This is a genomic window from Roseivirga spongicola, from assembly GCF_001592965.1.
Classification (GTDB): domain Bacteria; phylum Bacteroidota; class Bacteroidia; order Cytophagales; family Cyclobacteriaceae; genus Roseivirga; species Roseivirga spongicola.
This window is the reverse complement of record NZ_LRPC01000001.1, coordinates 1345230-1370984: the sequence shown is the minus strand read 5'-3', so window position 1 is coordinate 1370984 and position 25755 is coordinate 1345230. Positions and strand designations below refer to the sequence as shown.

At 41.3% G+C, this 25755-nt stretch carries 21 protein-coding genes; 13 read left to right on the top strand and 8 right to left on the bottom strand.

The features are described from left to right. Positions 1–51 precede the first annotated feature (51 nt). From AWW68_RS05970 to AWW68_RS05955, 4 genes are read left to right on the top strand one after another with little or no spacing between them, the layout of a single operon-like run. The gene (locus AWW68_RS05970) at positions 52–1500 is read left to right on the top strand and encodes a BatD family protein (protein ID WP_068217799.1); all 1449 of its coding nucleotides are present in this window, start codon (positions 52–54) and stop codon (positions 1498–1500) included. Then, positions 1500–2576, top strand: a complete 1077-nt coding sequence (aroC, locus tag AWW68_RS05965; protein WP_068217796.1) for a chorismate synthase — start codon at positions 1500–1502, stop codon at positions 2574–2576. The genes AWW68_RS05970 and aroC overlap by 1 nt, the downstream gene beginning before the upstream one ends. A gap of 18 nt (positions 2577–2594) precedes the next feature. Next, positions 2595–3992, top strand: a complete 1398-nt coding sequence (locus AWW68_RS05960; protein WP_068217793.1) for a dicarboxylate/amino acid:cation symporter — start codon at positions 2595–2597, stop codon at positions 3990–3992. 49 nt (positions 3993–4041) lie between these two features. Then, a complete protein-coding gene (locus AWW68_RS05955; protein ID WP_068217790.1) occupies positions 4042–4611 on the top strand; it encodes a NifU family protein in 570 nt (189 codons plus the stop codon). 71 nt (positions 4612–4682) lie between these two features. Here AWW68_RS05955 and AWW68_RS05950 read toward each other — a convergent pair whose 3' ends face one another. Beyond that, positions 4683–5048 carry a DUF6249 domain-containing protein gene (locus AWW68_RS05950; RefSeq protein WP_068217787.1) on the bottom strand — a complete coding sequence of 122 codons (366 nt, stop codon included), beginning with the start codon at positions 5046–5048 and terminating at the stop codon, positions 4683–4685. 160 nt (positions 5049–5208) lie between these two features. Between AWW68_RS05950 and AWW68_RS05945 the strand changes: the two genes are divergently transcribed. The 3 genes from AWW68_RS05945 (at position 5209) to AWW68_RS05935 (ending at position 6988) form a co-directional block, all read left to right on the top strand. Continuing rightward, positions 5209–5799: an RNA polymerase sigma factor gene (locus AWW68_RS05945; protein WP_068217783.1), complete on the top strand. Its 591-nt coding sequence runs from the start codon at positions 5209–5211 to the stop codon at positions 5797–5799. Continuing rightward, positions 5796–6170, top strand: a complete 375-nt coding sequence (locus tag AWW68_RS05940) for a hypothetical protein (protein ID WP_068217780.1) — start codon at positions 5796–5798, stop codon at positions 6168–6170. The genes AWW68_RS05945 and AWW68_RS05940 overlap by 4 nt, the downstream gene beginning before the upstream one ends. A 71-nt stretch (positions 6171–6241) precedes the next feature. Then, entirely contained in the window at positions 6242–6988 is a 747-nt protein-coding gene (locus AWW68_RS05935) for a carboxypeptidase-like regulatory domain-containing protein (RefSeq protein ID WP_068217777.1), read from the top strand. Here AWW68_RS05935 and AWW68_RS05930 read toward each other — a convergent pair. Then, positions 6985–7548, bottom strand: coding sequence for an arylesterase (locus tag AWW68_RS05930; protein WP_245660213.1), 564 nt, complete (start codon positions 7546–7548; stop codon positions 6985–6987). The two genes, AWW68_RS05935 and AWW68_RS05930, sit on opposite strands and share 4 nt — an antisense overlap. 141 nt (positions 7549–7689) lie before the next feature. Between AWW68_RS05930 and AWW68_RS05925 the strand changes: the two genes are divergently transcribed. The 5 genes from AWW68_RS05925 to AWW68_RS05905 all read left to right on the top strand — a co-directional run bounded on the left by AWW68_RS05925 (position 7690) and on the right by AWW68_RS05905 (position 14092). Next, a complete protein-coding gene (locus AWW68_RS05925; RefSeq protein WP_068217769.1) occupies positions 7690–8385 on the top strand; it encodes an ABC transporter ATP-binding protein in 696 nt (231 codons plus the stop codon). After that, positions 8385–10943: an ABC transporter permease gene (locus AWW68_RS05920; protein ID WP_068217766.1), complete on the top strand. Its 2559-nt coding sequence runs from the start codon at positions 8385–8387 to the stop codon at positions 10941–10943. Before AWW68_RS05925 ends, AWW68_RS05920 begins: the two co-directional genes overlap by 1 nt. Before the next feature lie 95 nt (positions 10944–11038). After that, positions 11039–11407, top strand: a complete 369-nt coding sequence (locus AWW68_RS05915; RefSeq protein WP_157717542.1) for a hypothetical protein — start codon at positions 11039–11041, stop codon at positions 11405–11407. Between the two features lie 72 nt (positions 11408–11479). Further along, complete coding sequence (locus tag AWW68_RS05910; protein ID WP_068217760.1) at positions 11480–13063, top strand: amidohydrolase family protein; 1584 nt, start codon at positions 11480–11482, stop codon at positions 13061–13063. Next, positions 13064–14092 carry a tetratricopeptide repeat protein gene (locus AWW68_RS05905; RefSeq protein WP_068217757.1) on the top strand — a complete coding sequence of 343 codons (1029 nt, stop codon included), beginning with the start codon at positions 13064–13066 and terminating at the stop codon, positions 14090–14092. Between the two features lie 266 nt (positions 14093–14358). Here the strand turns inward: AWW68_RS05905 and AWW68_RS05900 are convergent, their stop codons facing one another. From AWW68_RS05900 to AWW68_RS05875, 6 genes are all read right to left on the bottom strand, one after another. Then, positions 14359–16434: a carboxy terminal-processing peptidase gene (locus AWW68_RS05900; protein WP_245660212.1), complete on the bottom strand. Its 2076-nt coding sequence runs from the start codon at positions 16432–16434 to the stop codon at positions 14359–14361. Positions 16435–16574: 140 nt separating this feature from the next. Then, complete coding sequence (locus AWW68_RS05895; RefSeq protein ID WP_068217751.1) at positions 16575–18956, bottom strand: ABC transporter permease; 2382 nt, start codon at positions 18954–18956, stop codon at positions 16575–16577. Between the two features lie 62 nt (positions 18957–19018). Further along, positions 19019–19966 (bottom strand): S41 family peptidase, encoded by a 948-nt coding sequence (locus tag AWW68_RS05890; protein ID WP_068217747.1) that lies wholly within the window; start codon positions 19964–19966, stop codon positions 19019–19021. 757 nt (positions 19967–20723) lie between these two features. Next, positions 20724–20981, bottom strand: coding sequence for a GIY-YIG nuclease family protein (locus AWW68_RS20250; protein ID WP_317038748.1), 258 nt, complete (start codon positions 20979–20981; stop codon positions 20724–20726). 356 nt (positions 20982–21337) lie between these two features. Beyond that, positions 21338–21802 carry a MarR family winged helix-turn-helix transcriptional regulator gene (locus AWW68_RS05880; RefSeq protein WP_068217744.1) on the bottom strand — a complete coding sequence of 155 codons (465 nt, stop codon included), beginning with the start codon at positions 21800–21802 and terminating at the stop codon, positions 21338–21340. Beyond that, entirely contained in the window at positions 21803–24928 is a 3126-nt protein-coding gene (locus AWW68_RS05875) for a VPS10 domain-containing protein (RefSeq protein WP_068217741.1), read from the bottom strand. Between the two features lie 299 nt (positions 24929–25227). On the opposite strand from AWW68_RS05875, the gene AWW68_RS05870 reads away from it, so the two are divergent. After that, complete coding sequence (locus tag AWW68_RS05870; protein ID WP_068217738.1) at positions 25228–25740, top strand: RidA family protein; 513 nt, start codon at positions 25228–25230, stop codon at positions 25738–25740. Positions 25741–25755 lie beyond the last annotated feature (15 nt).

Here is a 25755-nt window from a genome sequence, read left to right as displayed (position 1 = left end):
TTATCTTTGAAGACCTATTTCCTGAAAGGGAAACGAATATAAGAAAAAATTATGAGAAATTTTGGCGTTTTTTTATCTGTTCTTGCCTCAATCTTCTGCCTTTCCAAAGCAGCATTTGCTCAGGAAATTTCGGTGCAACTTGGGCCTAACGAAGTAGGTATGAATGAGTTCTTTACCATTACTGTTACCGTAAATAATGCAGCAATTAAGAACTATACTGATTTTCCTAATATCGATGGATTTGCAAAGCGAGGTACTTCTTCTTCGAGCAAAACAAATATTGTAAATGGTGAAATATCATCTTCGCAAAGCATTACTCAGCGCTACATGCCGCTGGAAGAAGGCACCTATACACTAGAGCCTTTTTCGCTTGAAGTGAATGGCACAGAGGTGAGCTCTCAAGGCAAAACTATTAAGGTTACGCCTCCTGTAGAAAGAAGACAGAACAACAGGCGTAGGTACGATCCGTTCGATGACTTGTTCGGCAGAAACAGGAATAACACAGAGTCTGAGTTTATGGATGTTAAGGAAGACGCCTTTCTGGCCCTAACTACCGACAAAGATGAAGTTTATGTGGGCGAAGGCTTTACAACAACCTTTGCTTTCTATGTGGCAGATGCCAATAGAGCGCCTCTACAGTTCCATGAGGCAGGCAAGCAGCTTTCCACTATTCTAAAAGATCTTAGACCTGAAAACTGCTGGGAAGAAAACTTCAGCATTGAGAATATTTATGGTGAAAGGGTTGAACTTAATGGCAAAAACTACACTCGCTACAAAATTTACCAGGCCACTTATTACCCTCTCAACCTAGAGCCTGTCGTGTTTCCTTCGGTTCCCTTTGAAATGATTAAATACAGAGTGGCTAAATCGCCCTCATTCTTTGGTAGAGACAGGCAAGAAGACTTCAAAACCTTCAACACTCGAGAAAAAACTGTAAAGGTTAAAGCCCTGCCTCCACACCCACTGAAAGACAAAGTAGCTGTTGGTCAGTTTGAGCTTGATGAAAAAATTAGCACCAACTCAGTAGAAACTGGAGAGAGCTTTTCTTATGAGTTTAATATTTATGGCGAAGGAAATATTTCTGGTATTCCTGACCCAAGCATACCAGACACAAAAGAGATGGATATTTACCCTCCTAACGTTGCACAAGACATTAACAGGGGCGCAGGCAGGGTTACAGGCTCTAAAAGATATAGCTACTTCGGTATTCCGAACGAGCCAGGAGAGTATGACCTAAAAGATTATTTCAGCTGGATATTCTTTAATCCTGAAACGGAAAACTACGACACATTAAAGTCTGAGGTGAAGCTGAGGGTTACAGGGGAAAGCAAAGAGAATGTATCAATTTCTTCAACAGATTTAGGCTCTTTCTATGACAACATAGATATTGCATCGAACGAATTACAAAGTCTGGATAAAAGCAATGCTACCCAGATAATTGCCAATCTGTTAATTGCTGCTCTTTTAGGAGCCGCAGCGTTTATGTTTATAAGAAAATAATGGGGAGTTCTTTCGGTAATATTTTCAAGATTCATACTTACGGTGAATCACACGGAGTAGCTTTAGGCGTAGTCATAGATGGTTGCCCAGCCGGCCTAGCAATAGATGAGTCTTTTATTCAATCTGAACTGGACAGGAGAAAGCCAGGCCAGTCCAAAATCACTACTCAACGGAAAGAAGCAGATGAGTTTGAAATTGTTTCAGGTGTTTTTGAAGGCAAATCTACAGGCACACCTATTAGCATTATCATCAGAAATGGAGACCAGCGCAGTAAAGACTACTCTCACATAGCCGATAAGTTCAGGCCATCTCACGCTGACTATACTTTTCAGGCCAAATATGGCATTAGAGATTATAGAGGCGGAGGGCGTTCTTCAGCCAGAGAAACAGTTGCTCGTGTAGCAGCAGGAGCCATTGCCAAACTATTGTTAAAACACTATGGTATCTCTTGTGATGCTTATGTTTCTCAAGTTGGGTCATTAAAATTAGAGAAGTCGTATACAGAATTAGACCTCTCTGAGGCCGAAAACAATATTGTTAGATGCCCCGACTCTAGTTTGGCAGAGCAGATGATTGCCCTGATTGATGAAACCAGAAAGAACAGAGACACCATTGGTGGAATAATTACCGGAGTAATTAAAGGCACTCCAGCAGGCCTTGGCGAACCAGTTTTCGATAAACTTCATGCAGAGTTAGGCAAAGCCATGCTCAGTATTAATGCAGTTAAGGGCTTTGAATATGGAAGTGGTTTTGAAGGAGTTAAGTTAAATGGCTCTGACCATAACGATGCTTTTTATAAGGAAGAAGAGCAGATTAAGACCAAAACCAACCTTTCTGGTGGTATTCAGGGTGGCATTAGCAATGGAGAAGACATTTATTTTAATGTAGCTTTCAAACCTGTGGCTACCATTATGCAAGATCAGGAAAGCATTAATGAAGCTGGCGAAAAGGTGACAGTCTCCGGAAAAGGTCGTCACGATCCTTGTGTGGTTCCTCGAGCAGTGCCCATCGTAGAAGCTATGTCAGCTTTGGTTATTGCCGATTATTTGCTAATTAGCAGGTCAAATCGACTTTAATAACCCTCTTTCCTATTCATGAAGAAGCTTCCTTTGCACATTAAAATCATGTTAGGCCTAGTAGCCGGTGTGATCTGGGCATTTGTCTCTAGTTATTTAGGCTGGAATCAATTTACAATAGACTGGATAGACCCTTTCGGACAAATCTTTATCCGAATGCTAAAATACATAGCGGTTCCTCTAGTACTATTTTCCATTATTGGTGGAGTTTCTAGCCTTAAAGACATGTCGCAATTAGGCAGAATGGGAGGTAAAACGCTTGGCTTCTATATGGTAACTACGGTTACCGCTGTGGGGCTTGGCTTACTCTTAGTAAATGTACTTCAGCCAGGTAAATTTATTGATGAAGAGCAGCGCATAAAAAACAGACTACAATACGAAAGATGGGTACAAGCTACTGATGGTGTTGAGATTCTAGATGGTAAAAACCTTCTGAACGACCCAAAATATAATACTATAGATGCTGGTGAATTAGAACTTGATGAGGCCACCAAAGCTGACCTTGATGCCAAAATGCAGGTTGCCGAAAAGAATAAGGGTGCTGGTCCGCTTCAATTTATAGTTGATATGGTTCCAGAGAACATTGTTCTTTCCTTATCCAATCAGCAGCTCATGCTTCAGGTCATATTCTTCGCTATATTCTTCGGCATTACTATGGCCATGATACCTGATGAAAAAGTTAAAGGCCTTGCCGACTTTGTAAATGGCACCAATGAGGTATTCCTCAAAATGGTGGATTTGGTAATGAAAGCAGCTCCTTTCTTTGTATTTGCCCTTTTAGCCGGTATCATAGCAAAAATGGCAGACACACCTGCTGAGGTAATTGAGGTTTTCAAAGGACTTGCCAGTTATTCAGGCACACTTGTTCTGGGTTTACTCTTCTTAATATTTGTGTTCTACCCAGTAATTATCAAGCTATTCACTAACATTAATTACAGAGCCTTCTTTAAGAAAATGGGTCCTGCTCAGTTAATGGCGTTTTCAACCAGCTCTAGTGCTGCAACGCTTCCTGTAACTATGGAGTGCGTTGAAGAAAACATGGGTGTTTCTAAAAAAGTAGCCAGCTTTGTTTTACCTGTTGGAGCTACCGTAAATATGGACGGCACCAGCCTTTATCAAGCAGTAGCGGTTGTATTCTTAGCACAAATGCACATGGTAGAACTCACTGCAATTCAACAATTAACTATTGTGCTTACCGCCACTTTGGCGTCTATAGGTTCGGCTGCTGTACCAAGTGCAGGCTTAATTATGATGATTCTTGTACTTCAGTCTGTGGGGCTTAACCCTGCTTGGGTTGCTATTCTTTTCCCTGTAGATAGGCCATTAGATATGCTTAGAACAGTGGTAAATGTAACAGGCGATGCATCTGTTTCTACCATTGTGGCTAAAACAGAAGGAGAATTACAAGATGCCTAAGAACTAATCTTGTACCTTTGCGGTTAATACAGCGCAAAAGAGAATAGTTATGAGACCTGTTAATATTTACATGGAGGCCAATCCGAACCCAAACTCAATGAAGTTTGTGGTTAATTTTATGCTACTACAAGACGGTGTTAGTTTTGATTACCCTAATGTAGAAGCAGCCGATCAGTCTCCCCTAGCTCAGGAATTATTTAAACTACCTTATGTTGATCGTGTTTTTTACATGAGCAACTTCATTACCGTAACAAAGAAGGAAGAGGTAGAATGGCAAGAAATTCAGGATGAGGTTAAGTCGGTAATCAAACCTTATTTAGAAAATGAGAAGCCTTTACTTCTTGAAGAACTAGATAAAGATCCACTATTTGACGAAAACGATTCTGAAGTAGTGAAGAAGATTAAAGGAATTTTGGACGAATACATCAGGCCAGCTGTTGAGCAAGATGGTGGAGCCATAGGTTTCTCCTCTTTCAATGAAGGCATTGTAACCGTTAGTCTCCAAGGTTCATGTAGTGGCTGCCCAGCGTCTACAGTAACTCTAAAAAATGGAATTGAAAACCTGCTGAAACAGATGCTTCCTAATGATGTAAAGGAAGTAGTGGCAGAGGAAGGCTAAGAATTTTTAGCCCATAAAGAAAAAAATCCCTGATCTGAAGATCAGGGATTTTTTTTGACCCTTAAGCTGCCCTAGTTATTCAACTTCTTGCTAGCGAAGAATGAAGCAATAAAACCTGCGCCAATCGTAAGGAAAATACTTACAAAATAAGGCAATGGATCTCCTGAATGCCTAGACCATCCCCATTCATGAACTAGACTAGATAGGGCAAACCCGAGAATTATGCCTGTGCCAATAGATATGAATACGATACCCAGTACTACGGTAAAAAAGTAATTCTTCTTTTTGGGCTCCGTTTGAAAGAGCTTGGCATCTGCCCCTTTTTCAATAAGCATCATTCTTTCTTTATGTCTAGTGTGATAATAGTAGTAAACAAGACCAACTGTTCCTCCTATTGAGAACACAAAGAATAAAGCAGTAACTAAACCTCCGTCCATGATTTTTCAATTTTAAGTTCTACAAGCTTTGATGTCGAACAGTAGAATCAGGTTACACCCATTTTAAAAATTAGCCAAAAAAATTCTTCAGCCCGGTAACTATTAAAAAATGTAACTTGAACTGTAACCTAAAATATTAGCCTGTAGTCAAACCAGAAAAATGAAAGGCCACAATGAACGGTATGCAATGGAATTGATTATCGCTAAAGTAAAACAAGGCGATATGGTTGCATTCAATGCCCTAATTGATGAGTACAAAGCCATGGCTTTTACACTGGCGCTCAAGCTGATGAAAAACAGGGAAGATGCGGAAGAAGTAGCGCAAGATGCCTTTGTTAAGGCTTACAAAAACATTGGTCAGTTTGAAGGAAAATCTAAGTTCTCAACCTGGCTTTATACCATAGTGTACAATACTGCATTGACCAGACTGCGTAAAAAACAGCTCGATATACAAGATATTGATAGTCATTCTGTGGAATCTTCATCGGCCTTTTCTGAATCGGGAATGGAGTGGAGAAACCTACAAAGAGACGAAAGGAGCAGTTATATTAAACAAGCTTTAGAGCAACTCGTAGAAGAAGATCAGGTGGTTATTACCTTGTTCTACCTCAACGAAAACTCCTTAGCAGAGATCTGCGAGATTACTAATTGGGAATTATCTAACGTAAAAGTTAGATTGCACAGAGCTAGAAAAAGGCTTTTGATTGAACTTGAGAAATTGTTGGAAACGGAAGTGCGATCGTTGTTATGAGCAAATTTGAGCTATCAGATAAAGAATTAAAACAGCTACTTCAGAACGAAGGGTTGGAAGAGCCTTCTATGAGCTTCAACCGCATGATTCTGGAAAAGGCTCAAGCTTTTGAACAAACTCGTTCTATCAAAACACCGTTAGCCTTGAAAATCGCTTTTGGTGTCTTAATGCTCATTCCGCTTATTCTGATTTTCGTTGGAGGTGGAGTTGATCTAGGCTTAGTAGAGACCATAAAAGAACAACAAATAAGCATCCCATCGCCTAGCTTAGACTTTCAAGTGAATAGCTACTATTTCTACTTTTTAGCACTTACAGTTGGAGTGATTTGGCTCTCTGTTTTCTTTAACAAAGTGCTTTCTAACCAGAAGTAACACTCGGTTAAAAAGGGTTAATCATTTTCTTTCGGGTACACTTCTTTTCAATTTTAGTTGTCTAAACTAAAATGCGCTTAGTACTTACCCTTTTCTTACTCATTACTTGCTGCTTTTCGGCCATTGGCCAAGAAGAACTTTTGCGCGGAAAAATTGTAGACGCCAAGACTGGCTTTGCTGTACCTTATGCTAGCGTATTGCTATCCAATAAGTCTCAAGGCATGGGAGCTTCAGGAGAAGGTAAGTTTAGGTTCGAAGTAGAAAACGGAGATACATTGCAGATTTCATCCATTGGTTATGAAACGCTTCAGCTACTAATAGACCGTGACAAACTAGACTTTGATAAGGAAAATGTGTTCGAGTTGAAGCCAGCCGTTTATGAATTAGACAGCATTGAAATCATTCAACTTTCAGACAACTTCTACCTCAAAAGACCCAAACTAGACACACTAGAGTTAGGCATTTACAGGCCAAGAATTATTAGAGACTGGAACCAAATGCAAACAATTCCTTTTGCTCATGAAGGTCAAATGGGAATCACAATTTCTGGCTTTCTGAACTCTTTTGACAAGAAGATTCAGCAAGAAAAAATCATCAACGAATTTAAAAAGTCTAAAGAGTTCAAAAAGCAACGGCAAGCTGAACGCGAAAAGTACTTCAACAAAGAACTAGTAAAGCGGGTGACCCGAATAGATGATCGTGTGATCGATGAATTTATGGAGTACTGCAACTTCCTCGATGGGCAGATTATCGGCAAAACTGAGTATCAAGTCACTTTGCTTATTCTCAAGAAGTATAAAGAATTTTTAGTTCGCTAGAGCATTGGTTTAAGGTATTCCCAAACTGTTTCGGCCACTATTTCATGCCCTTTTTGGTTCGGATGGATGCCGTCTGAAAGGTTCAGTTTTGGGTCTCCTCCAACACCTTCTAATAGAAACGGAATCAGTTTGGTGTTCATCTCTTTTGCCACATCTGGAAACAGCGACTTGAATTTAGAAGTGTACTCTTGCCCCAAGTTTGGCGGAATTTGCATGCCCGCCAGAATAATCTCGGCCTTAGGGTTCGCCTTTCTCACTTTCTCTATCATGGCCTTTAGGTTCTTCTCAGATTCCTCCATGCTCAAACCTCTAAGACCATCATTCCCTCCCAACTCCAGTACAAACACATCTGGCTTCGACCTTAAAATCCAGTCGATTCTGTTTAATCCTCCGGCAGTAGTTTCTCCACTAAGCCCAGCATTGATGACCTGATAATCTAGGTCTGCCTCCTCGATTTTCTTTTGGATCAGGGCAGGAAAAGCACTTTCAATCGGAATCCCATAACCAGCGGTTATGCTATCGCCAAAAAAGACAATCCTTTTGGGTTGATCTTGAGACATCGGAAAGAGATTAAACAAACTAAAGAGGGCAATGAAAGCGAGTCTAAACATTTCGAGCGTAAATTTCTTTATACATTCAGAACCAGTGAACTTATTTTTGGTTCTTGCGTCTTTTGAATATAAATCATCAATTCAATTTATATGCCTAATATTCTGGAGGTTTCTCAACTTTCTAAAACCTACCAAAGCGGAACCAAAGCATTAACGGTACTTTCTGATATTAGTTTTTCCATAGAACCTGGAGACAAACTGAGTATTGTTGGCTCTTCAGGTAGTGGAAAAACTACGTTGCTTGGCCTTTGTGCAGGTTTAGACAGAGCCTCTTCTGGTAGTGTTATTTTGAATGGCACCAAGTTGGATTCGCTCAATGAAGATGAAAGAGCCAGAGTTAGAAACCTGCATGTGGGCTTCGTATTCCAAAATTTCCAACTTCTTCCAACACTTACAGCCCTTGAAAATATTATGGTTCCTATGGAATTGAGAGGCGAAAAAGGCATTAAAGACCGAGCTATGGATTTGCTAGCGAGAGTAGGTTTGGCCGAAAGACACGACCACTACCCTACTCAACTTTCAGGTGGTGAGCAACAAAGAATTTCAATTGCGAGAGCCTTTTCAAACAGACCAAAAATCCTATTTGCCGATGAGCCAACTGGTAACCTAGATGAAGAAACCTCGGTGAAAATTGAGTCCCTACTCTTCGACCTGAACAGAGAATTGGGAACTACACTTGTGCTAGTTACCCATGATAATGAACTGGCCAAGAAAACCGACCGAGTGATTCAGCTTAAAGGAGGAAGAATCATTAGCAACAGCTTAAACCAAGCTCTAGAAGTCTAATGGATAGTCAGTCGAAAACAGATTGGAAATGGCTATTCAAAATGGCCTGGCGAGATAGTCGTAGAAGCAAATCGAGACTCTTCCTCTTTATTTCGTCTATCATCATTGGCATTGCAGCCTTGGTGGCCATTAATTCCTTCAGCGATAATTTGAAGGATGATATTAACAGTCAGGCGAAAGAACTGCTCGGTGCCGATTTAGAATTAGGCAGCAATGACTCTACCTTCAATTATGGCTTAGTAGACACATTGGCTCACGAAGTTTCTTACGAAAACAGCTTTGCCTCCATGGTTTTCTTCCCGAAGAATCAGGAAAGCCGATTGGTTGATGTAAGAGCTTTGGAAGGTGACTTCCCTTACTACGGAAAAATAGAAACAGAGCCTGCCAATGCTGAGGCTACCTTCAGAGATGGTGAGAGAAAGGCTCTGGTAGACCAAAGCGTGATGATTCAATTTGATGTGGAAGTTGGAGATTCCATCCGCATTGGCTTGGTCAATTTCAAAATTGAGGGTTCATTAATTTCTTCTCCATCACAATCACTGGGCGCTACCTTAGTAGCTCCTGCCGTCTACATTCCTTTAAAATATTTAGACGATACCGAACTGATTCAAAAAGGCAGCAGGGTATACTACAGAAGATTTTACAAATTTACCGACCCACCAGAAGGCTTTGATATTGAAGCTCAAATCCGTGAAGACAGTGACACCCTCCGCATTCAAGACATTAGTAGCGAAACCATAGAAGAGAGAAAGGAAGAAACTGGAGAGACCTTCGATGATCTAGCTGATTTCCTTAACCTAGTAGCCTTTGTTGCGCTCCTTTTGGGTTGTGTTGGTGTGGCCAGTGCGGTTCACATCTATATCAAAGACAAAATTCGCTCGGTTGCCATACTTAGGTGTTTAGGTGCTTCTGGAAAAGATACCTTCCTCATTTACCTGATTCAAATTGGTGCTGCAGGTTTTATTGGATCGTTTTTAGGTGCACTTGCGGGAACCTTCATTCAGACCATTCTGCCTAAAGTATTTGGCGAATTTCTTCCTGTCGAAGTAAACATTGCGCTTTCGTGGCCATCTATATTAGGCGGTTTGCTCACTGGAATTTTTGTTTCAATTCTTTTCGCGCTAGCACCTTTAGTGAGTGTACGAAAAGCTTCGCCATTAATTACCTTAAGAGGAATTGAAGCGGACAATAATGCTTTGAAAGATAAGCTCAAATGGCTTATCTACGTAGGGATACTGTTGTTTGTAATCGTCTTCGCTTTCATCCAAATTGGCAGTTTAGGAGACAGTGTTGTATTTACGCTTTTCATTGCTTTCTCATTCGGCTTTTTGGCATTAGTGGCCCGATTCAGCATGTGGCTGGTGAAAAGATTTTTCCCGGCTAGTTGGAGCTACATTTGGCGCCAAAGTCTAGCTAACCTATACCGACCAAACAACCAAACTTCGGTGCTCATTGCCTCTATCGGTTTGGGAACAGCGCTGATCACTACGCTCTACTTTATTCAGGCTCTATTAATTAGTCAGGTAGAAATAACTACGGATAATGACCGTCCTAATCTGATGGTGTTCGACATTCAAAGTCATCAGGTAGAAGAGTTGGCTGAACTGACTAAGTCTTATGATCTACCAGTACTTCAGCAAGTCCCTGTAGTCACCATGAGGATTGAATCTATTAACGGGCTGACTTTGGAGGACGTTGTAAGTGATACCACAGAAGACAACAGAAGGCGCAGCAGCCCTTACAGAAGAGAATGGCGAGTGACCTATCGTGATAGCTTAATTGAATCTGAAAAGATAGTACGTGGAGAAATTACAAAACCCAATAACATAGATGAACTGCCTCAAGTGAGTTTAGAAGATGAATATGCCAAAAGAAATAAGATCGAAATTGGCGACACCATTGTCTGGAACGTTCAAGGGGTGCCAATTAGCACTACACTAGGCAGCACCAGAGAAATAGATTGGGAGAGAGTTCAAACCAATTTCTTAGGGCTATTTCCGAGTGGAGTATTGGAACAAGCTCCACAATTTCATGTACTGATTACACGTGTAAAAGATGTTGAAGAAGGCGCTCTCTTCCAGCGAGAAGTAGTGAAGAATTACCCGAATGTATCCGTAATTGATGTTGGGCTCATTCTAAATACCTTAGACAACATTCTGAGCAAAATCTCCTTTGTCATCAGATTCATGGCGCTATTTAGCATACTTACAGGACTCTTGGTTTTAGTGAGTTCAGTCATCCTCTCCAAATTTCAGCGTATAAAAGAGAGTGTATTATTGAGAACCATGGGCGCGAGCAAGAGACAAATCTTCAGCATAAACAGCCTTGAGTATTTCTTTTTAGGTAGTCTGGCATCCTTATCAGGGATTATACTATCGTTGTTAGCAAGCTGGGGCTTAGCCTACTTTACCTTCAACTCCACCTTTGTTCCTGATCTATTGCCAATTGTTCTGGTCTATATTTCTATTACTAGCATCACCATTCTTATAGGTTTAGCCAACAGCAGAGGTATAGTAAGCAAGCCACCCTTGGAAGTTCTAAGAAGCGAAATTCAATAGCCATTTCTTTAACATAGAGAAGTAATTTTAACTTGATGAAGGCCACATTTGGCTTTGGTACAATTTTCGTACTTTCGATTCCAAATTCAGAAATCATGAAAGCTGTATTGACACTATTATTCGGAATTATCATGCTTCTACCTCAAGAGGTAGACAAGGGTGATGTAATAGGCAACTGGGAAGGAAAAATTGAGGCTCCAGGCGTAGATTTGAAAATCGTATTCCATATCACCTATCTTAATAAAGAGCTTGGCGCCACTATGGACAGCCCAAGCCAAGATGCTTTCGGGCTCAAGATGGACGAAGTAAAATACACCGAACAAGGCTTAGAAATGACCATCAAACAATATAATGGCACATTTAAAGGCAAAGCCAAGGATGGCAAAATTATTGGAAAGTGGACTCAAGGAGGTCAAACCTTCGATCTAAACTTAACAAGAATAAAAAGAACAGGAACGAGTTAAGCCCTGCTTATAAAAGCATTATTGTTAAAGGTTGACGAAATCAATATCTTGAATACGTCAACCTTTAATTTTATGAAGAAACTCACCTTACGCCTTTGCTTCTTGGCTTTGGCACTCGTCTCATTCCACCTCTCCTATTCCCAAATAGAGAAAGCCCCTCCCAGAGCAGAGGGAGAAGGACCTTTTCAAAAACTAATTATTCGTGGCGTAACTCTCATTAATGGGAATGGTGCACCTCCCACAGGCCCTGTAGATATTGTGGTAGAGCAAAACATTATTAAGGGTATTTATAACGTAGGATACCCCGGTTTACCTATAGAAGAAAGAAGTAGACCAAAAGCCAGTGCAGGCGATAAGGTTTTAGATGCTGAGGGCATGTACCTCTTACCTGGTTTTATAGATATGCATGGCCATATTGGCGGTACGGGGCAAGGCACGCCTTCAGAATATGTATTCAAACTATGGTTAGGCCATGGAATTACTACCATCCGTGATCCTTCGGCTGGCAACGGACTAGATTGGGTGCTCGAACACAAAGAAAAGAGTAAGAAAAACGAAATTACAGCTCCTAGAATTTTTGCCTATACCGGTTTTGGACAAGGCGCAAAAGAACCCATTTCAACCCCAGAACAAGCCAGGGAATGGGTAAGACAGAACAAGGCTAATGGAGCTGATGGCATTAAATTCTTTGGTGCCGCGCCAGACATTATGCAGGCTGCATTAGAAGAAAATAAGAAATTGGGGCTACGGTCAGCTATGCACCATGCACAAATGGACGTGGTAAGATGGAACGTATTAAATTCTGCCAGAGCAGGGCTCACTTCAATGGAACATTGGTATGGTTTGCCTGAGGCAATGTTTACCGATAGAAAAATTCAGGATTACAGCGTAGATTATAATTACAGAAACGAACAAGATAGGTTTGGTGAGGCTGGTAAGCTTTGGAAGCAAGCGGCACCTCCTTACTCGGAAAAATGGAATGAGGTAATGAATGAGCTCATCAGTCTAGATTTTACCTTAGATCCAACTTTTAATATTTACGATGCTAACCGCGACCTCATGCGCGCTTATGCGGCCGAGTGGCACAACCAATATACGCTACCGAGTCTTTGGAATTTCTACCGACCGAGCAGAAGGTCGCACGGTTCTTATTGGTTTTCTTGGGGAACCGAGCAAGAAGTGGCCTGGAAAGAAAACTATAGGCTGTGGATGACCTTTGTAAACGAATACAAAAACCGTGGTGGCCGAGTAACAGCCGGTTCGGATTCTGGTTTTATCTATCAACTCTATGGCTTTGGGTTTATTCGTGAGTTAGAATTGCTTCGCGAAGCAGGTTTCCATCCGCTAGAAGTAATAATGTCTGCCACACTCAATGGTGCTGAAGCGCTTGGAGCAGATGACATGTTAGGCTCGGTTGAGATTGGAAAATATGCTGACTTTGTAATCCTTGAAGAAAACCCCTTAGCGAACTTAAAAATGCTTTATGGAACCGGATTCATAAAACTGAATGAAGCCAACGAAGTAGAACGAGCAGGTGGAGTAGTCTACACCATAAAGGATGGAATTATTTATGATGCCAAAAAACTATTAGAAGATGTGAGAAGAATGGTGGAAGAGAAGAAAGACGGTTTAAGATTAAAACTAACGAATAAGTAAATGCATAAATCAACATTAAAAGCCCTTGCACTCTCTTTGATCATTTGCCTTACTGCGTGCAGCAATGAGCCAAAAGAAACTCATTATGAGCTGAAAGAATTTCAGACTATTTCTCTTTTAGGAGACAGCCTGAAAATACCTCAAAGATCTGAAGCCGCATTAAAAGCACTCAATGATAACCTGGAACAGGCTAAAACAAACTTTGAAGCAGATCCGTCAGAAATGAACACTATCTGGTTGGGGCGTAGATACGCCTATCTATCCGATTACCAGAAGGCTGTTGAGGTCTTTACTGATGGCCTCCAGAAATTCCCCGAGTCTTATAAGCTTTACCGCCATAGAGGGCACAGATACATTAGCCTAAGAGAGTTTGACAAAGCCGTTGCCGACTATAAAAAGGCCTATGAATTGATGCCAAAAGGAGTGGTAGAAATTGAACCAGATGGAGCACCGAATAAGCTTAACATCCCGCTTTCAAATACACAGTTCAACATACTCTATCATTATGGTTTAGCGCATTACTTGAAAGGAGAGTTTGAGCAAGCCGAAGAAATATACAAAGAGCTTCTAAACAACTATTGCGATAATCTGGACCTCTTTGTTGCTACAACTGATTGGCTTTATATGACACTGATGAGACAGGAGAAAAAGGAAGAAGCTGAGAAGTTACTCAACAATATTCTTACTGAAATGAAAGTACTAGAAACTGCTAAAGAACTTACGGAAGTAGCAAATGCGATTATGCTCGATAAGATTCTCGACTACAAAACAGAAATAGTAGAAAACGATAGCTATTACAAAAGGCTATTAATGTACAAAGGTGAGTTGGCTGTAGAGGAGCTTTTTGAAACCGATAATGATGATGTAGCTCTAAGTTTAGCTACCCAAGGCTATGGTGTGGCCAATTGGTATTTATACAACGGTGATTCAGACAAAGCCAAGGAGATCCTTGAAAAGGTATTAGATGGAACTAGTTGGGCTGCCTTTGGATACATTGCCGCAGAAGCGGATATGAAGAGGTTGCAGTGAAGTTTCCATAAAGCATGGTAGCTACTATTTGCACGTTATTCCCGCTTTTTGAAGAGGGGGCTAGGGGCGATTAGCAATAAAAAAGAATGTCTGAATCTATAATAGATTCGTCATTCCCAGCTTGACTGGGAATCTCAAAAGAGACTCAGAGTATATTTTGAGATTCCCGCATACGCGGGAATGACGGTTAACCTAGGAATGATGGTTAATTCGTGAATGACACAGTTAACTAAAACAAAAAAGGCGGTTTTTCAACCGCCTTTCTTTTATCCTTTTTTCTTAGTGGCCTGAATCTGATCGGCCAATAGTCTGATACTTTCTTTGAGGTAAGGATCTTTCAAGTCGTCTAATGAGCGATCTTTTACCTTATTCGCCTCTAGCTCTGATAGTGAAGCACCAACCTTTACTCTAGCTGCTCTTCGCTGCTCTAAGTCTTCTTGCTCCTTTTTTCTAACATCATAGTTCAAAGAAACTTCTTTTCTGGCTCTAGACTTTTTCAATTCATTAATGTCAAACTGAAGGTCTAATAACAACTGATCCGTCTTCATTCTTTGATTATGAAGCTTCTTCAATGAAGCAAGCATTTGATCATCTACATAGTTGAGTGGCTTGAAATTAGTTGCGTCAATTTTATCCCAAGGCAAGGCACTCGGCTGAGAACTCTCTCCAAATTCTTCAGCGCTATAAACTGAAGGGAATTCAATATCTGGAGACACCCCTTTATGCTGGGTGCTACTTCCTGTTACTCGGTAAAATTTGGCTATGGTATATTTCATTAGCCCTAATTCTTCTCCCGTAGACTGTCTTAAAAACTCATTGAGCCCTCTAACTTGCTGAACTGTACCTTTTCCGTAACTCTGTTCGCCAACAATAACTCCTCTTTTATAATCTTGGATGGCACCAGCAAAAATCTCAGAGGCAGAAGCCGAGAATCTATTAATCATCACATTCAACGGTCCATCATAGAACATTTCAGTGCTTTCAGAGTCCATTACATCTTTTCTATTTTGCGGGTACTTCACTTGTACCACAGGCCCTCCAGGAATAAACAGACCTGACATGTTGATGGCTTCATATAGGGCACCACCGCCATTATTTCTAAGGTCTAGCATAACACCATCTACACCTTGAGCCTCTAAGTCTTTGATGAGCTTTTTTACATCATTGGTTGTGCTAGCATAATCATCTGGTTTGGTTTCCATTTCCTCTGCATTGAGGTAAAAGTCTGGCACAGTGATTACACCTAAAGTATACTTCTGACCATTCTCGGTCATCTGAATTACTTCGCTCACAGGTTTAGCATCATCTAGGTTAATTTTGTCTCTTACTAGCGTCACAATTTTAGTTTCAGCACCAGCGCTTGCTCCGGCAGGTAAAAGCTCTAGCCTAACCAAAGTCCCTTTAGGCCCTCTGATTTGGCCAGCAACCTCGTCAGATCTCCAACCAATAGTGTTGATCATTTCGCCATCTGCTCCTTGAGCAATTCCCACAACTCTATCGTCTTTGTTAACTTCACCACTTTTGAAAGCAGGGCCGCCAGGTCGTAGCTCAACTATTTTTGTATAATCATTGTCTTGCTGAAGCGTAGCACCAATTCCCTCCAAAGACTTTTTGCTGTTCATTTCAAAATCTTCAGCATTTAATGGGGTAAAGTAATTGGTATGCGGGTCGAAAGCTTCAGTCAATGAATTCATGAAAATTTCAAAAACATCATTGCTGTTATATTTCTCTACATTGCTCTGAAATCTTTCATAGCGAGTAGTAAGTACCTCTTTTATTTTTTCGTCTGTAGAACCACTGAGTTTTAGGCTTAAAGCTTGGCTCTTCAAAACCTTTCTCCAAAGTTCGTCTAGCTCATCTTCAGACTTCGCATAAGGCTCGTCCTCTCTATCTATCATGAAGGACTCATTCTTCTGAAAGTTGAACTTATCACCTGCATGAGCTAAGGCATAGTCTAGCCTGGACTCAATTCGGTTTTTGTATATGTTGAATATGTAAAAAGCAGGAACTAGATTTCCTCGCTTCAGGTCTTCGTCTAAAGTGAATCTGTATTTCTCAAAAGACTTAATATCACTCTCTAAAAAGTAGTTTTTATTACCATCCAAAGACTCAATGAAATTGTCGAAAATGACTGAAGAAAGAGAGTCATTTAGGTCAATGTCGCGGTAGTGCACAAAATCGAGAATCTGAGTTATGATTCTCGCCTCTTTCATGTGCGATTCTGTTGGTTGTAAATATTGGGTACTATCTCTCTCTGCCCAAGCAGCCTGAACGGCTAATATCATTAGGGCAAACATCATCAGCTTTCTCATCATCTTCATTTCAACGCGGTTATCTATCAAACGTTTTCCAAAGGCGGGTATTCAATGTATGAATTTCAATCGAATTCTCACGGCCTATTTTTAAAAGGGGTACAATTATAATACCATCCACTGCACTACTAGTTTCAACGGACGGTTTATAAGATGTTAAAATTTGCAAACTATTCGTATCTGAGCGATTTAGACGGGTTTATTGAAGCAGCCCTCACCGACTGATAAGTGACGGTGCTTAGTGCAATAAACAGTGCCACTATTGCCGAAATGACAAACCATGTCCAATTAATATCTACTCGATACTCATAATCGCTCAACCACTGACTCATTAAATAATAAGCCACAGGAATGGCCAGTACTATAGCCACAACAATGAGTTGAGAGAATTGCTTAGATAACAATAACACAATGCCGCCCACGCTTGCTCCTAGCACTTTTCTTACACCAATTTCTTTAGTTTTCTGTTCTGCGGTAAAGGCAGAAAGTCCGAATAAGCCGAGGCAAGCTATGAAAATGGCTAACCATGTGAAGCTGAAAACCAACTTGCCAAAGCGTTCATCTGAAGCAAATTGTTGACCGAATTCTTCATTAAAGAATCTATATTCTAACGGACTGTTAGGAAAAACTTCATCCCAAGAAGACTGCAGAAAAGATATGGTTTCACTGGTATTACTAGCATTAAACTTTACTGCCAAGTTTCCTCCTCCGGTTGGGTTAAAGAACATGGCCAATGGTTCAATCTTATGGCGCATATTGGCAAAATGAAAATCTTTCACCACCCCAATAACTGTTTGCTCTTGTTGGCCGAAAGTCAGTTTTTTACCCACTGGTTCATCCCAAGTAAGCTCTTTAGCCATGGCCTCATTAATTAAAACTGCCTGCTGCTGATCTGTTTGCATGTCTATATTGAACCCTCTTCCATCAACAACTTCCATATCCATCAAATCCATAAACTTCTCATCGAAATTGAGCACCGAAACAATCCATGTATCTTCTTGAGAAGCTCCTTCCGGAACCATGCCTCTTCGGCCAAAAGTTCTACCAGGCATACCTCCAGTTCTGGCCGTACTTAGAATATCAGGACTCTGCTCTAGCTTATTGATTAGCACAGGTAGCGACTGTTGCAAGCTAGGATGACCAACATTTAAAGTGACCACTTGCTCTGGGTCGAAACCTTTATCAATATTTCTCTGATGCTGAAGCTGATCGTAAACGATAGCCGTTCCAATAATCATGATGATTGAAATGGTGAACTGGAAAATCACCAACGACTTTCGAAGAACTACCCCTTTAGAACTGGTTTTGAATGAGCCCCTAAGAATAGCAATAGGATTGAAACTAGAGAGTAACAAGGCAGGGTAGCTTCCCGAAAAAATGCCTAACAGTAAGACAAAAAGCAAAGCTCCGCCTAACCATTGAGGGTTACTCAAAAAGTATAAAGCTAAGTTCTGTTCTATTGGTAGATTTACTAAACCTCCGGTCAGGCTCACCAAAACCAGCGCGATTAGAAAAGACACCACACAAAGTACTACAGATTCAATCATAAACTGATTGATGAGTTGTGCTCTAAACGCTCCAAAAACCTTCCTTACCCCAACTTCTTGTGCTCTGTTGGCCGATCTGGCAGTAGACAAATTCATGAAATTGAAGGAGGCAATAAGGATCACAAACAGCCCAACAGCCGCTAAGGTGTAGACATAGCTGATGTCTGTCTTATTCAGATTGTAATTCTCGAATAATATTCCGCTAGATTTTAGATGTACATCTGCCAAAGGCTGAAGAGTTACCTTGAAGTTTTCTCCAACATCGTTGGCTCGAATCAATTCCTCCATCTTAGTTTCCACATTATCTTCAGAAGTAGGGTTGGCCAATTCAACATAAGTCACCATACTGATACTCTGCCAAGAGCGTAGAAATTGCGCAAAGCCAGAGGTAGTATCTGACTGCTGCATAGAGACAACCACATCGAAATTAAGGTGAGAGTTTTGAGGCACATCTTCCATAATGCCTACTACTTCCAAACCCGACTGATTGCCAATATCTATTCGCTTTCCAATAGCTGGTTCGCCAGCAAATGTCTTTTCGGCCATTGCTTGAGACATCACTACCGTATTGGGTTCTGTTAAAGCCTTTTCAGTATCTCCATCAACCAATTTAAAGTCGAACATGGAAAAGAGTGTTGGCTCTGCATAGGCGAAATGCTCCGTGTAAAACCCTTGCTGTTCGTAGTTGATCAGCTGTCGGCCCTGAGGAATCATTCTTACCCGTTGAACCACCTCTGGAAAGTCGTTATCCATGGCTTCACCCAAAGCTGGAAGGGTAATTCCTACCAAATTACTACTCACTCCAAGTGCTTCATCTATGGTAAGTACCCTAAAAATGCTATCGGCTTTCGAATGAAACTTATCATAACCCATTTCATTCTGAACGAATAGAAAAATAATGATGCAGCAGGCCATTCCTATGGAAAGACCAACAATATTGATTACTGAGGTACCTCTACTTTTCAGGAGGCTTCTTAATGCTACTTTGATATAATTTTTAAACATGACCTTTGTTGTGATGAGTTTGACAAATACACGTTGTAAGCGATGCTAGTCTATAGAACCACTTACTTATTTTGGTTGGTTGATATAGTCACCTTTGCTAGCTCTAGAGCCCTACTCAATGCCTCATCGGCACTTACCTTTATATGTGGCTCTACACCTATACCTTCCCAATTGGTTTCGGTTACAGGATTGATGGCTCTTCCCTGAGGCACATTTACATAAAAGCCTTGGTTGATAACCATGGGGCCACCAGGATGTGCACCACCACCAGTAGTTTCTCCGATTATTGTTGCTCTTTCTAAGTTTTTGAGATCGTAGGTAAATTCTTCGGCAGCAGAAAAGGTATAGTTACTGGTAAGTACAAAAACAGGTATATCTTCTTTGGTTTTACTCACTAACGATGGATCAGTCCATGTTTCTGAATAGCGATCTGAAGGCCTCCAATAAAAAGTATTGAGGTGAGTAGGCTTATCGAAAAGGTATCTGCATATGAACCGAATCATTGAAGGCGATCCTCCTCCATTTTTCCTCAGGTCGAAAATAATAGCATCAGCTTCAATTAGCTTATCCATGGCAGGCACAGCAACTTCTTCGGCATACCGAATTTCCATAAACCCTCTCAGATCTAGATAACCGATATTTCCATCTAGAATTTCTACGCTTTCAAAACCGTAATTGGCCGGAGGTTTTCGACCACCGTTAGGATCAGAATTCTGAATAGCGCTTACTCTTTTTTCATCAAAAGCGACTCTAATATGTTTGTCGTTAATAACAGATCTCAAATCGGCCTGAAGTTCAGCGGCCAACTCCTTTTTGGTGCTTATTTGATCGTACTGTCCTTCTTTCAATTTGGCTTGGAGGAGTTCTTTCATGGCCTTGCCTTTATCGGGGTAGACGTAATTTCTATCCATAACTTGGGCAAGCTTGCTTACTACTTTGGCTTTGTCGAAGTCCTGACCAAGGACTACTAGGCTACAAAGCAGCAGTAATGTTGTGAATTGAGTTTTCATAGCATTCTAATTACGTAAGTGCTTACATAAAATGCAATAGCTAGTCTATCTCATTAACAGACATTTACATAAAAAGCAGGATTAACAAGGTGAAGGCTTCACGCAAAAACAAACTTTTCCCAGCTGAGCGAAACCAATGATTATGAGGGGAAACACCTGCTTAGCCAATTCAAGTAGAGAAAGATATTAGGGCTTGGTTGATCCCTCGGTAAACTTGGGATGAAAAACAGGCGCCAGCTCACTTTTCTATGTTGAGGGGAGTCGAAACATCTGCCTAGCCAATTCAAGTAGAGAAAAATAATAGGGCTTGGTAGTTCCCTCGGCAAACTCGGAATGAAAAACAGGCCTTAACTCGTTTTTCTATGTTAAGCGATCACGATACTTATAGGTAGAAACATCTGCCCGACTAAACCGGGTGGAGCAAATTTGAGCTTGGCTGATCCCTCGGTAAACTCGGGATGGAAAAACAGGCAACAGCTCATTTTTCTATGTTGAGCGAAGTCGAAACATCTGCCCAGCTAAATCAAGTAGTGAAACAATTAGGAATTGGTTGATCCCTCAAACTCGGGATGAAAAACAGGCCACAACTCTTTTTTCTATGTTGAGCGGAGCCGAAACATCTGCCTAGCCAATTCAAGTAGAGAAAGATATTAGGGCTTGGTTGATTCCTCGGTAAACTCGGGATGGAAAACAGGCAACAGCTCACTTTTCTATGTTGAGCGATCTCAATATTTGTCAGGAAAAACATCTGCCCTGTTCAATCCTTATAAAAGTCACCTCTATGAAAAGGATCAATAGGTGGCCATTCCATTAGCTCTGAGTTTAGAAATCTCCAGTCTGGGTTAGTTTCATTGATCAAGGCTTCTTTTTTAGATCTTCGCCACCCCTTCAACTGGTTTTCTCTATCTATAGAATTCAATACATAGGGTGTCTCTTCATAGTAAAGAAGGTTGTAGCAGTAATACCTACCAGCAAAGGTCTCAGGTTTACCTCGATTTAGATAGTGTTCAGTGATTCTCTGTAATAAATCATCAGGTTCTACCTACGTAGAGAACAGATCTGTTAGGGTTTGTTGTGATATAAGTATAGAAAGTCTTATTCATTGTGTGTATTGCTAATCAAATCTATCAAAATTTTAAATTTGGCAGATCCCTCGGTAAACTCGGGATGGAAAAACAGGCAACAGCTCATCTTTCTATGTTGAGCGGAGTCGAAACATCTGCCCAGCTAATTCAAGTAGAGAAACATATTAGGACTTGGTTGATCCCTCGCTAAACTCGGAATGAAAAACAGGCGCAGCTCGTTTTTCTATGTTGAGCGGAGCCTCAAGTTGTCAGTAGAGGGCTCTGGCTAAGAGCATTTATATCTTAATCACAGCCTTTCCTTTATTGATTTCTTGTCTAAGGCGTTTTCAACAGCCTCCAAACTCGCTAGAATATTCTTTGACTGTCTGAGTAATTGATCGTTGGCCTCTTTAATCTTGGCCCAAAGTGGCTCCATATCTGCTGCCAACTGAAGTCCCTTCTTTGAAAGCTTAAGCAGTCTCTTTCGTTGATCTAGCTTATCTTTTCGTTCAACCACCAACCCTTTTTTAACCAATACGTTAGCTACCTGATTAACAGCAGGGTGTGACTGCTGCAACATGCTAGACAGCTCCATAACTGCAAGCTCGTTCCCATCTTTCAGCGAATAGAAAACTGCAAACCATCGCGGCTCAAAATCAAAGTCGGACTCTTTGTATATCTGAGCTACATCCTTAGCCAAATGGTCACTCAGGTTTTTCAGTCGCGTGGCAAGCGCTAGACTTCCCAGTTCATTAATGATGTTTCTTTCCAACTACTTCTTCTTTTTAGGGGCAATAAATGGCACCTTCTCAACCCTGAGATACTCCGTCAGCTCTTCAAGCTTTCTGTTCACATCATTGGCCTTAGCCATTGCTGCTTTTGCCTCAGAAATAACATCAGCAGCACGTTTCTTTTGCCCATTGGTAACGGGAGGTTGAATACCATCTATGGTACCATAAATATGTAGCAACTGTGCTTCAACCTTATTAGGGAAATTGATTACATCTTGAAATGTCTTTTGATTCGGTTGAATCAGCTTTTCTTCCAAACCGTCTATTTCAGCAATAAGCGCATCGGCCAGTTCATGCACCTTTGCATACTCGTCTTCATCTACTCTAGTTTTCAAGTCGCTCACCTGACTCCTTACCGAACGGATATCTGAGGCCATCTCTTGCAGTTCATCAATCTGGGTGCGTAAAGAAGATAGCAACCTTTGCTGCTCAGCATATTGAGCTGTGGTAGCCTCCCAGCGAGGGTCTGCCAATACTTCTACCTGCTTGGTTATTGTTTGGCTACCATAAGTAGCCTCTACAGTATATTGTCCTGGCGCAACTCGATGCCCTCCAGCACCCAATCCCATAAACACGCCTTCAACTCCGTCAGGATTAGTCATTGAAAGATTCCAATTCAATCGGTTCATGCCCGATTTCTTTCTCAGCTTTTCCTGATTCTTATCTGCCGAACTAGAGAAATGTCTTACCACATTGCCTTGAGCATCTTTAAAATCAATGGCTAAATCGACTGAATCGACATTCTCTTTGAGGTAATACATTATGGAGAAACCAGGATACGGGTTCTGCCCCATAATTGTGCTTCCAGTTCTAAATGCATTGTCTCTGATGGCATTCTCTGGCTCAAAGACATAGAAGTCTGAATCTTTAGCTTTTGCCAGCTCATAAAGCGGATTCAGATCGTCCATAACCCAAAATGCTCTACCCTGAGTCGCTACAATCATATCATTGTCTTTGATCATCAAGTCGGTAATTGGCACTATTGGTAAGTTCTGCTGAAACTTGTTCCACATTAACCCGACATCGAAAGAAACATACAGCCCAGTTTCCGTTCCTGCATAAAGCAAGTCTTTCTGATTTGGGTCTTCACGCACAACGCGCACATGAGCATCAGCATCTATTCCACTCACCAGTCTATTCCAAGTCTGGCCATAATCGGTAGACTTGAAAATATGTGGCGTAAAATCGTTGTACTTGTAACGGTTATAAGCCACATAGACCGTTCCTGGCGTATGAGGAGAAACTTCAATTTGGTTGACCATTCCCTCTTCAACATTTGGAATAGAAATATTAGACCAGCTCGCTCCACCGTCTTTGGTTACGTGAAGCAGGCCATCATCGGCACCAGTATAAATTACATCAGGCGTATGCGGAGATTCCGCTACATAATAGATCGCGTGATAGATTTCTCCACCCGCTCCTTCGTTAGTAATTGGGCCACCTCCCCAACTGATGTGAGTAGAATCATTTTTGGTTAAATCTGGGCTAATTTCCTCCCAAGTAATTCCTCTATTAGAAGTTTTTAAGAGCTTATTTCCTGCATGATAAATCACTGAAGGATCATGCTTTGAAGTCACAATCGGAGCATTCCAATTGAATCGATATTTTACATCGGCCGGGTTGGTGCCAAGGCCCTGAAAAGGATAAGCCATTACATCTTTCGTCTGCTTAGTTTTAGCGTTCCACTCATCGATAATACCCTGATAGCAGCCTGAATACACATATTTTGGATCGTTTGGATCGTTTGGATCGAAAGCTGAATAGGCGCTCTCACAACCTCCTACAGGGAAGAAATCTTCGTTGGAAATACCTCCACCATCCACTCGCGAAGCAATGGAAACGGAGCTATTATCTTGCTGACCTCCATAGATTCTGTATGGAAACTGATTGTCTACATTTACTCTGTAGAATTGTGCTGTCGGTTGATTACTCTGAGTAGACCAATTCTTACCTCCATCGATAGAAACATTTGCACCACCATCATTGGCATTGATCATATATTCAGGGTGAACTGGGTTTACCCAAATCTGATGATTGTCGCCATGAGGCGTATTGAGGTTCACAAAGGTTTTACCGTTGTCCGTAGATTGCACCAAAGGGGCATTCATAACAAAGACTGATTCTTCATCGGTAGGGTGCGCTTGAATGTGCATATAGTACCAAGATCTAGCACGCAATAACCTATCTGGGTTGATCAGTCTCCAGTTTTTACCGCCATTATCAGATCTATAAAGCCCTCCATTATCGGCCTCTATAATTGCCCATACCTTGTTCGGGTTAGCTCTGGAAACCGAAACACCTATTTTACCCATTACCCCTTTCGGCAAACCTTCGGTCAGCTTATTCCAAGTAACTCCACCATCCACCGATTTCCAAATACCGCTACCAGGCCCTCCGCTTTGTACTTTCCATGGAAACCTTCTATGATCCCAATAAGCTGCATAGACGATTCTTGGGTTGGTCATATCCATGCTCAAATCACTCACTCCTGAGTTTTCATCTACATAGTGAACCTTAGTCCACGATTCACCACCATCTTCCGACCTGTAAATACCTCTATCTTCAGTAGCAGCATAGGGGCTTCCTTGAGCACCAACAATGAGTACCTCTGGATTACGTGGATCTACCACAATTTTGGAGATTTGGCGTGTTTTCTCCAGCCCCATGTGTTTCCAAGTCTTACCAGCATCGGTCGATTTATACACACCATCACCATGAGAGGTCATTACCCCACGGACAGGTGCTTCGCCCATGCCCACATAGACCACATTGGGATCTGATTCAGACACAGCAATAGCTCCCACAGAAGCCGTTTTCATAAATCCATCAGATACGTTGTACCAACTTTCTCCCGCATTATCTGTCTTCCACACTCCACCTGTAGCTCCCATGTAGTAGGTCATAGGGTCTTGAACCACCCCAGCTACCGCAGTGGCTCGGCCTCCTCTGAAAGGGCCAACCAGCCGAAACTCCATGGCATTGAACAGTGATGACTCATAGCTGATGCCGGTATTAGATTGTTTTCGGTTTCTGCGCTGAGAGAAAGATTCAACAGATAAAAGTGCTAAGCAAAGCAGCGTTACGCACAATAGGCGGATGGTTCTCATGGTGAGCTATTTAAGGTTGAATCAGTAAGATAAGCAGGTAATCTGTTATTTACCAAAGCCAATTTGATGACCGTATTTGTATATTGGGAAGTATACAGTAGAGCAATACATTTTTACTTTCGTTAAAGTCTATGAAAGTTATGGTTGCTCTTGAGGTATTTCACCCTAACCCTAAAGGGGAACGGTTGCCCAAATAACAGTCCCTTTAGTGAATAAAAAGGGTGAAATTTAAAAAATTCATAGCCTTTAACTTTATTAAATTTTGAACACATATTACTCTTAACTGCAGCCCTTCCCTTATGAAATCAAAGATCGTTACCCTAGCCCTACTAGCACTGTTCTGTTTCTCTTGTGAAATGGAAGTCGATGACCATCAGGAAACAAGCAAAGAAGTAACCCGATTCGACAGGGAAGATTCATCTATTCTGAAGGGCGTAAAGGTGCCTGCCGGAGCTGATATGTATTTTGCCAGCGGCATTGTGGCCTATCCTAAAGATGCCAGCAAGCCAGCTGGAGACCGAGAGCGTTTTGGCGACACCTATGAGCAAAGCGTAAGCGCCCTAAAACGTATTGAAGAATATTTGGGCGAAGAAGGCCTGAGCCTTAAAGATGTGGTAGCCATGAAAGTATATGTAGCTCCCGACCCGCTGAATGACAACAAACCAGACTTTGATGGCTGGTTCAAGGCCTATGCTGAATTCTTCAATAATGAAGGGAACCCTAATAAAGTAGCCCGCTCAACCATTGGCGTATATACTTTGGTAAATCCAGATATGTTAGTGGAAGTTGAGGTGAGGGCGGTTTATCCTTAAAGGTTTATAAGAAAG

Excerpts from the sequence above, each read along its gene's own strand:
- AWW68_RS05970 (WP_068217799.1), top strand. The coding sequence starts at position 52 with ATGAGAAATTTTGGCGTTTTTTTATCTGTTCTTGCCTCAATCTTCTGC.
- aroC (WP_068217796.1), top strand. The coding sequence starts at position 1,500 with ATGGGGAGTTCTTTCGGTAATATTTTCAAGATTCATACTTACGGTGAA.
- AWW68_RS05960 (WP_068217793.1), top strand. The coding sequence starts at position 2,595 with ATGAAGAAGCTTCCTTTGCACATTAAAATCATGTTAGGCCTAGTAGCC.
- AWW68_RS05955 (WP_068217790.1), top strand. The coding sequence starts at position 4,042 with ATGAGACCTGTTAATATTTACATGGAGGCCAATCCGAACCCAAACTCA.
- AWW68_RS05950 (WP_068217787.1), bottom strand. The coding sequence starts at position 5,048 with ATGGACGGAGGTTTAGTTACTGCTTTATTCTTTGTGTTCTCAATAGGA.
- AWW68_RS05945 (WP_068217783.1), top strand. The coding sequence starts at position 5,209 with ATGAAAGGCCACAATGAACGGTATGCAATGGAATTGATTATCGCTAAA.
- AWW68_RS05940 (WP_068217780.1), top strand. The coding sequence starts at position 5,796 with ATGAGCAAATTTGAGCTATCAGATAAAGAATTAAAACAGCTACTTCAG.
- AWW68_RS05935 (WP_068217777.1), top strand. The coding sequence starts at position 6,242 with ATGCGCTTAGTACTTACCCTTTTCTTACTCATTACTTGCTGCTTTTCG.
- AWW68_RS05930 (WP_245660213.1), bottom strand. The coding sequence starts at position 7,548 with ATGTCTCAAGATCAACCCAAAAGGATTGTCTTTTTTGGCGATAGCATA.
- AWW68_RS05925 (WP_068217769.1), top strand. The coding sequence starts at position 7,690 with ATGCCTAATATTCTGGAGGTTTCTCAACTTTCTAAAACCTACCAAAGC.
- AWW68_RS05920 (WP_068217766.1), top strand. The coding sequence starts at position 8,385 with ATGGATAGTCAGTCGAAAACAGATTGGAAATGGCTATTCAAAATGGCC.
- AWW68_RS05915 (WP_157717542.1), top strand. The coding sequence starts at position 11,039 with ATGAAAGCTGTATTGACACTATTATTCGGAATTATCATGCTTCTACCT.
- AWW68_RS05910 (WP_068217760.1), top strand. The coding sequence starts at position 11,480 with ATGAAGAAACTCACCTTACGCCTTTGCTTCTTGGCTTTGGCACTCGTC.
- AWW68_RS05905 (WP_068217757.1), top strand. The coding sequence starts at position 13,064 with ATGCATAAATCAACATTAAAAGCCCTTGCACTCTCTTTGATCATTTGC.
- AWW68_RS05895 (WP_068217751.1), bottom strand. The coding sequence starts at position 18,956 with ATGTTTAAAAATTATATCAAAGTAGCATTAAGAAGCCTCCTGAAAAGT.
- AWW68_RS05890 (WP_068217747.1), bottom strand. The coding sequence starts at position 19,966 with ATGAAAACTCAATTCACAACATTACTGCTGCTTTGTAGCCTAGTAGTC.
- AWW68_RS05875 (WP_068217741.1), bottom strand. The coding sequence starts at position 24,928 with ATGAGAACCATCCGCCTATTGTGCGTAACGCTGCTTTGCTTAGCACTT.
- AWW68_RS05870 (WP_068217738.1), top strand. The coding sequence starts at position 25,228 with ATGAAATCAAAGATCGTTACCCTAGCCCTACTAGCACTGTTCTGTTTC.